At 71.7% G+C, this 11,898-nt stretch carries 9 protein-coding genes; 7 read left to right on the forward strand and 2 right to left on the reverse strand.

Annotated features, from left to right (window positions below):
- The gene (hemG, locus tag OG520_RS08790) at window positions 1-1,488 is read right to left on the reverse strand and encodes a protoporphyrinogen oxidase (protein WP_399329014.1); all 1,488 of its coding nucleotides are present in this window, start codon (window positions 1,486-1,488) and stop codon (window positions 1-3) included.
- Window positions 1,489-1,662: 174 nt separating this feature from the next.
- Between hemG and OG520_RS08795 the strand changes: the two genes are divergently transcribed.
- Together OG520_RS08795 and OG520_RS08800 are read left to right on the forward strand one after the other, a co-directional pair.
- Window positions 1,663-2,589, forward strand: coding sequence for a DUF4349 domain-containing protein (locus OG520_RS08795; protein WP_406012798.1), 927 nt, complete (start codon window positions 1,663-1,665; stop codon window positions 2,587-2,589).
- Window positions 2,590-2,626: 37 nt separating this feature from the next.
- Window positions 2,627-4,012, forward strand: a complete 1,386-nt coding sequence (locus OG520_RS08800; protein ID WP_399329012.1) for an FAD-dependent oxidoreductase — start codon at window positions 2,627-2,629, stop codon at window positions 4,010-4,012.
- A 29-nt stretch (window positions 4,013-4,041) separates the two neighbouring features.
- Here OG520_RS08800 and hemE read toward each other — a convergent pair whose 3' ends face one another.
- On the reverse strand, window positions 4,042-5,115 hold the full coding sequence (gene hemE, locus OG520_RS08805; RefSeq protein WP_399329011.1) for a uroporphyrinogen decarboxylase: 1,074 nt from the start codon (window positions 5,113-5,115) through the stop codon (window positions 4,042-4,044).
- Between the two features lie 91 nt (window positions 5,116-5,206).
- On the opposite strand from hemE, the gene OG520_RS08810 reads away from it, so the two are divergent.
- The 5 genes from OG520_RS08810 (at window position 5,207) to OG520_RS08830 (ending at window position 11,898) form a co-directional block, all read left to right on the forward strand.
- On the forward strand, window positions 5,207-5,866 hold the full coding sequence (locus OG520_RS08810; RefSeq protein WP_266428298.1) for a DUF3000 domain-containing protein: 660 nt from the start codon (window positions 5,207-5,209) through the stop codon (window positions 5,864-5,866).
- Window positions 5,867-6,174: 308 nt separating this feature from the next.
- A complete protein-coding gene (locus OG520_RS08815) occupies window positions 6,175-6,837 on the forward strand; it encodes a response regulator transcription factor (protein ID WP_024488613.1) in 663 nt (220 codons plus the stop codon).
- A 115-nt stretch (window positions 6,838-6,952) separates the two neighbouring features.
- A complete protein-coding gene (locus tag OG520_RS08820; protein WP_399329009.1) occupies window positions 6,953-8,227 on the forward strand; it encodes an HRDC domain-containing protein in 1,275 nt (424 codons plus the stop codon).
- 315 nt (window positions 8,228-8,542) lie between these two features.
- Window positions 8,543-9,772, forward strand: coding sequence for a thiolase family protein (locus tag OG520_RS08825; protein ID WP_399329008.1), 1,230 nt, complete (start codon window positions 8,543-8,545; stop codon window positions 9,770-9,772).
- Window positions 9,769-11,898, forward strand: a complete 2,130-nt coding sequence (locus OG520_RS08830) for a 3-hydroxyacyl-CoA dehydrogenase NAD-binding domain-containing protein (RefSeq protein ID WP_406012799.1) — start codon at window positions 9,769-9,771, stop codon at window positions 11,896-11,898. Before OG520_RS08825 ends, OG520_RS08830 begins: the two co-directional genes overlap by 4 nt.

Here is an 11,898-nt window from a genome sequence, read left to right on the forward strand (position 1 = left end):
CTATTGTCCCGCCTCGCTCCGTGTGCCCTTGACCAGGGTCGACGTGGCGATGATCTCTTCCCCGGAACCGCTGGTGAGCCCGGCCGCGATCTCGTCCGCGGCGCGGTGGGCACTCGCGATGCACGCCGGGATGCCGACGCCGTCGTAGACCGCGCCGCAGACCCGCAGCGCGGGCAGCTTGGCGACCTCGTCTCGGATCCGGGCGACCCGGGAGAGATGGCCGACGGGGTACTGGGGCAGTCCGCCGATCCACCGGGTGACCTCGGTGTCCACGGGCTTCGCGGTCAGCCCGGTCGCCTCGGCGAGGTCGCGCAGCGACACATCGACGAGCTCGCCGTCCTCGCGGTGGATGTGGTCCTCCTCGCCGTAGCGGCCGACGGAGGTACGCAGCACGAAGAGGTCCGGGGCGGATTCGGCGACCCAGTTCCACTTGTGGGAGGAGAAGGTGGACGCCTTGATGGTGCGGCCGTCGACCGGGGGGACGAGGAAGCCGGAACGGCCGTCGAGCGCGGTCGTGGCGGCGACGTCGGAGCGGCGGAACGCCATGGTGACGAGCGCCATCGACGCGTACTCGACACCGGCGAGCTCGGCGGAGGCCGCGGGGGACTCGGCGGCGAGCAGCGTGGAGGCGGACCAGGCCGGGGCGGCGAGCACGACGCCGTCGGCGGTGATCACCCGGGCGTCCGTGCGGACGTCCCAGCCCTCGGCGGTACGGGTCAGGCCGAGGACGGGGGTGGCGGTCAGGATCTCCCCGCCCGCCGCGCGCACGGCGTCGGCGACCGCGCCGGGCAGGGTGCCGATGCCGCCGTCGATGCCCTGGAAGACCGGTCCGGTCTGCTGCCGGGCCGCGGCCCGCTCCTGGATGCGCCGGACACCGTCGAGCAGCGAGCCGCCCTCCCGGGCCGCCTCGAAGAGCTGCGGTACGGCGGCGCGCATCGAGATCCGGTAGGCGTCGCCCGCGTACACACCGCCGAGCAGCGGCTCCACGAGCCGGTCGACGACCTCGCGGCCCAGGCGGTCGGCGACGTACGCGCCGACGGCGACGTCGTCACCGACGGTGGTCGGGGTGAGGTCGCGCTCCTGCGCGATGCGGGCGAGGCCCTCCGGGGAGAGCAGTTCGCCGAGCGCCGCCGGGTCGCCCGGTACGCCCATCACATGGCCCTTGGGCATGGGTCGCAGGGCGTCGCGCGTCCAGACCGACGCGGAGGCCGTGGCGGGCGGCTGGAGCCGGTCGCCGAGCCCGACGTCGCGTGCCAGGCCGACCGCCTCCGGGCGCCGGGCGAGCATCGACTCGGCGCCCAGGTCGACCCGGGTCCCGGCGATCTCACCGGTCATGAGCTTGCCGCCGAGCCGCTCGGTGGCTTCGAGCAGGGTGACGCGCAGTCCGGCCCCGAGGAGCCGGTGGGCGGCGGCGAGTCCGGCGATGCCTCCGCCGATGACGACGACATGTCCGGTGCCCGGGACCGCGCGGTTGAGTGAACGCTGCATGCCCCCACTCTCTCAAACCCTGTCCGAGTCCTGAACGTGACTGCTTCGAAACCGGCATTCGGCAACCCGCGCCCGTGCCCGGTACGTCGAACCGGCATCGTCAACGACCCGCCTTGGGGGGCAGTCATGCAGACCTACCGGCATCCTGGCCGATCATCCGTCCGTCGCCCGCGCATGATCCTGGCGGCCGGCCTGGTCGCCGGCCTCCTCGCGCTGAGCGGCTGCGGCGCCGGAGACAGTGCGAGCGACGCGAGTTCCGGCGACAGCAAGAGGGCGATCGGCGCGGCCGAGCGGGGCGCCGCGGACTCCGCCGCCGGGAAGGCGGAGCAGGGGGCGGGCGGTTCGCCGTCGCAGCAGAAGAAGTCCGATGCCGTGTCTTCCGGCGCCCGTGTCATCCGTACCGCCGCGCTCTCGGTGGAGGTGAGGAACGTGCCGAAGGCGGCCGCGGTCGCCCGTTCGGCCGCGGAGAGTTCGGGCGGTCTGGTGTCCAAGGAGGAGACCGAGCGGATCGACGACACACATGACATGTCACACCTCGTGCTGCGCGTTCCGCAGGGCGAGTACGACGCGGTGCTGAAGCAACTCGCGGGCACCGGAAAGCTGCTGTCGCGCACCTCGTCGGCGAAGGACGTCACCGACCAGGTGGTCGACGTGGAGAGCCGGATCGCCACCCAGCGGGCGAGTGTGGCGCGCGTACGGAAGCTGATGGAACGGGCCGGGAAGCTCAGCGACGTGGTCACGCTGGAAGGCGAACTGAGCAGCCGTCAGGCGTCCTTGGAGTCGCTGCTCGCCCAGCAGGCGTCGCTGGAGGACCGCACCACGCTCGCCACGATCACCCTCGACCTCTCGGAGCCGGAGACGGCGGCGAAGGACGGCGGCGACGACGACCCCGGCTTCCTGGACGCACTCGGCGGCGGCTGGCACGCGTTCGTGACGGTGCTGCTGTGGCTCGCGATGGCGGTGGGTGCCGCGGCCCCGTTCCTGGCCGCGCTCGCCGTGCTCCTGCTGCTGTGGCGGCTGCTGCGCCACCGGCTGCCCGGACGCCGAAAGCCCCGGACGCCCGAGCCCGCCGGGTCCTCGCCCGCTCCCCCGGCGTCGTAGCGTGGTCCCTTCGGACTCGGTGTCGAAGGGACCAGGCATGACGGCGGAGCGACTGGTGGTCATCGGTGGGGACGCGGCGGGCATGTCCGCCGCGTCCCAGGCCCGCAGGCTCAAGGGCCCCGACGAGCTGAGCATCGTCGCCTTCGAGCGCGGGAACTTCACCTCGTACTCCGCCTGCGGTATCCCGTACTGGGTCGGCGGCGACGTCGCGGGGCCGGACGAGCTCATCGCGCGCACCCCGAAGGAGCACCGGGCCCGCGACATCGACCTCAGGATGCGCACCGAGGTCACGGAGATCGATGTCGCCGGGCAGCGGGTGCGGGCCCTGGACCTCGGCACCGGCGAGGCGCACTGGACGGGCTTCGACAAGCTGGTGATCGCGACGGGGGCCCGCCCGGTGCGTCCGGCGCTGCCCGGCATGGACGCGCCCGGGGTGCACGGCGTGCAGACGCTGGACGACGGGCAGGCGCTGCTGGAGTCGCTGGACCGGACGCCGGGCAGCAGGCGGGCGGTCGTCGTCGGGGCCGGCTACATCGGCGTGGAGATGGCGGAGGCGATGCTGAAGCACGGCTTCGACGTGACCGTGCTCAACCGCGGCGAGCAGCCGATGGCGACGCTCGACCCCGACATGGGGCGGCTGGTGCACGACGCGATGGACGGTCTGGGCATCACCACGGTCAACCGGGCCGAGGTCACCGCGATCCGCACCGGCTCGGACGGCCGGGTCCGCGCGGTCGCCACGGGCGACGCCTCCTACCCGGCGGACGTGGTGGTGCTCGGTATCGGTGTGGAGCCGGAGACGACGCTGGCGCGCGCCGTCGGCCTGCCGCTGGGTCCGCACGGCGGGCTGCTGACCGATCTGTCGATGCGGGTCGTCGGGCACGACAACATCTGGGCGGGCGGCGACTGCGTCGAGGTCCTCGACCTGGTGGCGGGCCGTACCCGCCACATCGCGCTGGGCACCCATGCCAACAAGCACGGCCAGATCATCGGGTCCAATGTCGGCGGCGGCTACGGGACGTTCCCGGGCGTGGTCGGCACGGCGGTGAGCAAGGTGTGCGATCTGGAGATCGCCCGCACCGGTCTGCGCGAGAAGGACGCCCGCGCGGTGGGCCTGCGGTTCGTCACGGCGACGATCGAGTCGACGGGCCGGGCGGGCTACTACCCGGGGGCGCGGCCCATGACGGTGAAGATGCTCGCGGAGTACCGCACGGGCCGGCTGCTCGGTGTGCAGATCGTGGGCCGGGACGGGGCGGCCAAGCGCGTGGACATCGCGGCCGTGGCGCTCACGGCCGGGATGACGGTGGAGCAGATGACCGCCCTGGACCTGGGCTACGCCCCGCCGTTCTCGCCGGTCTGGGACCCGGTCCTGGTGGCGGCCCGCAAGGCGGTGACCGCGGTACGCCGGGCGGGCACCGCCTGAGAGCCTGTCGGGTGCCCTGCCCCGGCGGCTCAGCGCTCGGTGCTGGTGTGCACGTACTCGACGAGCCGGGTCAGCGCGTCCGGGTCCATCGTCGGCATCACGCCGTGGCCCAGGTTGAAGACATGGCCTTCGAGGCCGGCGGCGGCGTCCAGCACCTCCTGGGTCTTCTCCTCCACCGTCGCCGTCGGTGCGAACAGCACCGCGGGGTCGAGGTTGCCCTGGAGCGCCTTGCCGGGGCCGACCCGGCGTGCGGCCTCGTCCAGCGGGACGCGCCAGTCGACGCCGACGACATCCGCGCCCGCCTCGCCCATCAGGCCGAGCAGCTCGCCGGTGCCGACGCCGAAGTGGATGCGCGGGACGCCGTACGGGGCGACGGCGTCGAAGACCTTCGCGGAGGCGGGCAGCACCGAGCGCCGGTAGTCGGCGGGGGCCAGCGCGCCCACCCAGGAGTCGAAGAGCTGGACGGCCGAGGCGCCCGCCTCGATCTGCACCTTGAGAAAGGCGCCGGTGATCTCGGCCAGCCGGTCCAGCAGATCGGCCCAGAGCTGCGGGTCGCCGTACATCAGGGCCTTGGTGTGCTCGTGGTTGCGGGACGGGCCGCCCTCCACGAGGTAGCTGGCGAGCGTGAACGGCGCCCCGGCGAAGCCGATGAGGGGGGTGGAGCCGAGCTCGGCGGTGAGCAGGCCGATGGCCTCGGTGACGTAGCCGACGTCCTCGGGCGTGAGGTCGCGCAGCCGGGCCAGGTCGGCACGGGTGCGGATCGGCTCGGCGATCACCGGTCCGACGCCGGGCTTGATGTCGAGGTCGATACCGATGGCCTTGAGGGGGACGACGATGTCGCTGTAGTAGACCGCGGCGTCGACCTTGTGGCGGCGGACGGGCTGCATCGTGATCTCGGCGACGAGCTCCGGCATCGTGCAGGAGTCGAGCATCGGGATGCCTTCGCGCACTTTCAGGTACTCGGGCAATGAGCGCCCCGCCTGGCGCATGAACCAGACCGGCGTGTGCGGCACGGGCTCGCGCCGGCACGCCTTCAGGAACGCCGACTCATGGGTGGCGGAGGTCTTCGTCTGCTGGCCCATGGGGCGATCGTTGGCACTCACACCAGGAATCTTCGCACGAAGCCGTAAGCAGCCGGGCCCGCCCGGGTGTCCCTCCCTGCGCGAAGCGCCGGTTCCGCCTACTCTTCCCCGCATGGCTCCGGCTCAGGGACAGTTCTCCGATCAAACCGATGGCGCTGACAGCAAGGACAGCGAGGAGGGTGGTTCCGTCCCGCCCGCGTTCCGGTCGGCGGTGGACGCGTTGCATGCGGCGCGGCTCCGCCCCGAGCTGGAGGTGGAGTCGACGAGGCCGCCCAAGCGGCTCGCTCCGTACGCGTACGCCCTGGAGGCGGCGGTCGTCGACGGCGAGGACGATCTCGCCGACGGCCGCCTCGTGCTGCTCCATGACCCGGCCGGGCACGACGCCTGGCAGGGCACCTTCCGCCTGGTGACGCTGGTGCGGGCCGAGCTGGAGCCGGAGATGGCTTCCGACCCGCTGCTGCCGGAGGTGTGCTGGTCCTGGCTGACCGGCGCGCTGGAGGCGCGGGGTCTGTCGTACGGGGAGGCGGGCGGCACGGTGACCCGGGCGGGGTCGCACTACTTCGGCACGCTGGGCACGAGACGCCCGGCGACCCAGATCGAGATCCGGGCGTCGTGGACACCGCGCGAGGGCCGCGACGGGGTGCCGGACACGGGGGCGCATCTCATGGCGTGGGGCGACCTGCTGTGCCAGATCGCCGGCCTGCCTCCGTCGGGCCCCGCCGACGCGGCGGTGGTGACACTCCCCCAGCGGCGCGGCCCACAAGTCTCCTGAACTCCCGCTCCGGCCTCTTTCCCGAACTTCTTTTTCTGCCTCTTCCCTGAGCTTCTTCGCTGAACTTCTCCTCTGGCCGAAACCTATCCCTCGCCGGTAACTGTGCGTGATATTCGCCGCGCAGCTACCAGCGTTCTTTTCGTACAATCGATCGCATGTCCGATTTGCCCGAATTGTTACGCACCAAATCGCGATCTTCCCCTAAAGGAGCACGGGTCTGCTGCCGAAGAGGTCAATGACCCTTCAAGCACGGTTCGCCCCGGCTTCATCCCCGAGCCGGCCCGTCCCGCCACTCCCCAGGAGGCCTGGTGTCCGTTCTCCTAGAGCAGCCCGCAAGCCTGGTCGCCTACCGCCCGAACAAGCCGACGGCCATGGTCGTCGTGGCCGACCCGCGCGTCCGTTCCACCGTCACCCGCCATCTGTGGGCACTCGGAGTACGTGACGTCATCGAGGCGTCGTCCATCGCGGAGGCTCGTCCCCGCGTCGGCAATCCGCGCGACATCTGCGTAGCCGACGTCCACCTGCCCGACGGTTCCGGGCTGACCCTGTTGTCCGAGACCCGAGCAGCCGGCTGGCCGAACGGCCTCGCCCTTTCCGCCGCCGATGACATCGGCGCCGTACGCAACGCCCTCGCGGGCGGCGTGAAGGGCTATGTCGTCACCGGCACACGTACCAATATCGGCCACCCCACCCGTCCCGGCGTCGCCCCCATCGGCGCCAACGCCGCCCGTATGCACCGCCGGCCCCCCGGCACCCCGAGCCACCCGGGCGGCTACCGCGAACTCTCCGGCCGCGAGGTCGAGGTCCTCCGCCTCGTCGCCGAGGGCCAGTCCAACAAGGCCATCGGTGTCTCCATGGGCCTGTCCGCCCTGACCGTCAAGAGCCATCTCGCCCGAATCGCCCGCAAGCTCGGCACCGGAGACCGCGCAGGAATGGTCGCCGTCGCCCTGCGAACGGGAATCATCCACTGACGTCCGCACCCCGGCGGGTCCGCACAGGAACGGACCGGCCGGTTTGCATTCATCGGCGCCCGTCGACGGAACGTTCCGTCGACGGGCGCCGTACATACACAGATACCCTTGACACGTGACCGACGCCCAAGAGACCGCAGCAGACACTTCACTGCGAACCACCGGGGGCGCCCCCCCGGACGACGTCGCCCCGGCGCCGACCCCCTTGCTCGAACCTCGCGAGGGCATTCCCCCGGTGGTGGCATCCGACGACGCCCTCGCCCGGGTGATCGCGGCCTTCGCCGCCGGCTCCGGCCCGGTGGCCGTCGATGCCGAGCGGGCCTCCGGCTACCGCTACGGCCAGCGCGCCTACCTCGTGCAGCTGCGCCGTGACGGCGCGGGCAGCGCGCTGATCGACCCCGTCGGCTGCCCCGACCTGTCGGGCCTCGGCGAAGTCCTGAGCGGCAGCGAGTGGATCCTGCACGCCGCCACCCAGGACCTGCCCTGTCTGCGCGAAATAGGGATGACTCCCACCGGGCTCTTCGACACGGAGCTGGCCGGGCGGCTGGCAGGCTTCCCGCGCGTCGGCCTCGGCGCCATGGTCGAGAACGTACTCGGCTACTCGCTGGAGAAGGGCCACTCCGCCGTCGACTGGTCCACCCGCCCGCTGCCCGAACCCTGGCTGCGCTACGCGGCGCTCGATGTCGAGCTGCTGATCGACCTGCGCAACGCCCTGGAGGGCGAGCTCGACCGGCAGGGCAAGCTGGAATGGGCCCGCGAGGAGTTCGACGCGATCGCCTCGGCGCCGCCCGCTCCCCCGCGCAAGGACCCCTGGCGCCGCACGTCCGGCATGCACAAGGTCCGCCGCCGCCGCCAGATGGCGGTGGTACGGGAGCTGTGGACCGCTCGTGACCAGGTCGCGCGACGCCGCGACATCTCGCCCGGCAAGGTCCTGGGCGACGCCGCGATCGTCGAGGCGGCACTCGCGCTCCCGCCGAACGCGCAGGCGCTGACCGCGCTGCCCGGGTTCGGCCACCGCATGGGCCGGCGCCAGCTGGAGCAGTGGCAGGCGGCCATCGACCGGGCCAAGGCACTGCCGGACGCCGAGCTTCCCCAGCCCGGCCAGACCCTCGCCGGTCCGCCGCCGCCCCGTGCCTGGGCGGACAAGGACCCCGCGGCGGCGGCCCGGCTCTCGGCCGCCCGCGCCGCGGTGTCGGAGCTCGCCGAGCGGCTGCACATGCCGCAGGAGAACCTGATCACCCCGGACACGGTGCGCCGGGTCTGCTGGGAGCCGCCCAAGAACCCGACCCCGGACGCGGTCGAGACCGCGCTCTTCGGGTACGGGGCGCGCCGCTGGCAGATCGAGCAGGTGGCACCGCTGCTGCTCCGTGCGCTGACGCCGGCGGCCTGAGCGGCCGCTGTCGGAGGGCTTGCCGAGGGGCGTAATCGCGCCAGGTTGTGGCGGCCTGCGGCCACGTCGTGTTCCCGATCGCCGGACGGGCTGATTTCAGCCCGTCCGGCGATCGGCGTTCCGGGGCCGGCCCCGGTGCACCGGCGCCGTGGCCGCGGACGGAGCGGCCCCCGCACCGGCCCACCCGCATGTGACCTTCACCGCTCCCGACGTGGGGGTGGGCAGTCTGGTTACCCGCAAGTAGCATGATGGTGGCGGCGCGCTTCCGGGCGAGCCGCGCAGCAGTGCCATCCCGCACCCTGGAGGAGAGCCACCGTGCCTCGTACCATCCGGGACGTCGTCTTCGTCGACGGCGTCCGCACCCCGTTCGGCAAAGCGGGCCCGAAGGGCATCTACCACGAGACCCGCGCCGACGATCTCGTCGTGAAGGCCATCCGGGAGCTGCTGCGCCGCAACCCGGACCTGGACCCCGCGCGGATCGACGAAGTCGCCATCGCCGCGACCACCCAGATCGGCGACCAGGGCCTGACGCTGGGCCGTACCGCCGGAATTCTGGCCGGGCTGCCGCAGTCCGTCCCCGGTTACTCCATCGACCGCATGTGCGCGGGCGCCCTGACCGCCGTCACGTCGACGGCCGGCTCCATCGCCTTCGGTGCGTACGACGTCGTCGTCGCCGGTGGTGTCGAGCACATGGGCCGCCACCCGATGGGCGAGGGCGTGGACCCGAATCCGCGCTTCGTGTCGGAGAAGCTGGTCGACGAGTCCGCCCTGTTCATGGGCATGACCGCGGAGAACCTGCACGACCGGTACCCGCAGATCACCAAGCTCCGGGCCGACGAGTACGCGGTCCGCTCGCAGGAGAAGGCCGCCAAGGCGTACGCCAACGGCAAGATCCAGCAGGACCTGGTGCCGATCTCGGTGCGCCGCACCAGTGCCGAGGCCGGCGAGACCGGCTGGGGCCTGGTCACCGCCGACGAGCCGATGCGCCCGGGTACGACCCTGGAGTCGCTCGCCGGTCTGAAGACCCCGTTCCGTGCCCACGGCCGGGTCACCGCCGGCAACGCCGCCGGTCTCAACGACGGCGCCACCGCCTCGCTGCTCGCCGCCGAGGACGTCGCCCGCGAGCTGGGCCTCCCGGTCAAGATGCGCCTCGTCTCGTACGCCTTCGCGGGCGTCGAGCCGGAGGTCATGGGCTACGGTCCGATCCCGTCGACCGAGAAGGCCCTGGCCAAGGCCGGGCTGACGATCGATGACATCGGTCTGTTCGAGATCAACGAGGCGTTCGCCGTCCAGGTGCTCGCCTTCCTCGACCACTACGGCATCGCCGACGACGACGCGCGCGTCAACCAGTACGGCGGCGCCATCGCCTACGGCCACCCGCTGGCCTCCTCCGGTGTGCGTCTGATGACGCAGCTGGCCCGCCAGTTCGAGGAGCAGCCGGAGGTCCGCTACGGCCTCACCACCATGTGCGTCGGCTTCGGCATGGGCGCCACGGTCGTCTGGGAGAACCCGCACTTCGACAAGGCAGACGGAGGCAGCAAGTGAGCTCCACCACTGAGCTTCTGAAGGGTGCGGCCGAGCTGTTCCCCGGCGAGGTAGTCACCCAGGCGCACGTACGTCACCTGGACCTTCCGGCCGGTGCGGGCCGCTTCGCCCTCATCACGCTGGACAACGGCCTGGACCACACCAAGCCGACCACCTTCGGACCGCAGTCGCTGGCGAACCTGGACGCCGCCATCGACCAGGTCGAGAAGGAGGCCGCCGAGGGTGCGATCACCGGTATCGGCATCACCGGCAAGCCGTTCATCTTCGCGGTCGGCGCCGACCTCAAGGGCGTCGAGCTGCTGAGGAACCACGACGACGCGCTGGCCATCGGCAAGGGTGGCCACGACGTCTTCCGGCGCCTGACCGGCCTCGCGGTCCCGACGTTCGCGTACTACAACGGCGCGGCGATGGGCGGCGGTGTCGAGGTCGGTCTGCACTGCTCGTACCGCACCGTCTCCAGGGCGCTGCCCGCCTTCTCGCTGCCCGAGGTCTTCCTCGGCCTGGTGCCGGGCTGGGGCGGCTGCGCGCTGCTTTCCAACCTGATCGGTGCCGACCGCGCGGTCTCGGTCATCATCGAGAACTCGCTGAACCAGAACCGTCAGCTCAAGGGCAAGCAGGTCTTCGAGCTCGGGATCGCCGACGCGCTCTTCGAGGGCGCGGACTTCCTGGAGCAGTCGCTCATCTGGACCGCGAACGTGCTGAACGGCACGGTCACGGTGGAGCGTCCCGAGGTCGACCGCGGTGATGCCTGGGACCAGGCCGTCGCGCGCGGCAAGGCCATCGCCGACTCCAAGGTGCACGGCGCCGCCCCGGCCGCGTACCGCGCGCTGGAGATCATCGCCGCCGCGAAGGACGGCGACCTGGGCGCCGGCTTCGACCGCGAGGACCAGGCCCTCGCGGACCTGATCATGGGCGGCGAGCTGCGCTCCGGGATCTACTCCTTCAACCTGGTCCAGAAGCGCGCCAAGCGCCCGGCCGGTGCCCCGGACAAGAACCTGGCCCGTCCGGTCACCAAGGTCGGCGTCGTCGGTGCCGGTCTGATGGCCTCGCAGCTGGCGCTGCTGTTCCTGCGCCGCCTGGAGGTGCCGGTCGTGATGACCGACATCGACCAGGAGCGCGTGGACAAGGGTGTGGGCTATGTCCACGCCGAGATCGAGAAGCTGCTCGGCAAGGGCCGGATCAACCAGGACAAGGCCAACCGTCTGAAGGCCCTGGTCTCCGGTGTGCTGGACAAGGCGGAGGGCTTCTCCGACGCCGACTTCATCATCGAGGCCGTCTTCGAGGAGATCGGCGTCAAGCAGCAGGTGTTCGCGGAGGTCGAGGCGGTCGCCCCGGCGCACGCGATCCTCGCCACCAACACCTCGTCCCTCTCGGTCACCGAGATGGCGTCGAAGCTGAAGCACCCCGAGCGGGTCGTCGGCTTCCACTTCTTCAACCCGGTCGCGATCCTGCCGCTGCTGGAGATCGTCCGCGGCGAGCAGACCGACGACGCCTCGCTGGCCACGGCGTTCGGTGTGGCGCGGAAGCTGAAGAAGACCGCGGTGCTGGTGAAGGACGCCCCGGCGTTCGTCGTCAACCGCATCCTCACCCGCTTCATGGGCGAGATCCAGAACGTCATCGACGAGGGCACCCCGGTCGAGGTCGCCGAGAAGGCCATCGAGCCGCTCGGTCTGCCGATGTCCCCGCTGGTCCTCCTCGAGCTGGTCGGACCGGCGATCGGCCTGCACGTCTCCGAGACCCTGAACCGCGCCTTCCCGGACCGGTTCACCGTCTCCGAGAACCTCGCGGCGGTCGTCAAGGCCGGCAAGCGCGGCTTCTACGTCTACGACTCCGGCAGGCCGGAGCTGGACCCGGAGGTCGCCGCCCTTCTCAAGCAGGGCGATGTCGTCCTGTCCGAGGAGCAGGTCCGCGGCCGGGTCCTGGACGCGGTGGCGCAGGAGATCGGTCTGATGCTCGACGAGGGCGTCGTCGCCGAGGCCCAGGACATCGACCTGTGCCTGATCACCGGCGCGGGCTGGCCCTTCCACCTGGGCGGCATCACGCCGTACCTGGACCGTGAGGGCGTCTCCGAGCGGGTGAACGGCAAGAAGTTCCTCGCGCAGGGCGTGGCGAGCGTTCCGGCGTAA

It is taken from the genome of Streptomyces sp. NBC_00984 (assembly GCF_045162475.1).
GTDB lineage: Bacteria > Actinomycetota > Actinomycetes > Streptomycetales > Streptomycetaceae > Streptomyces.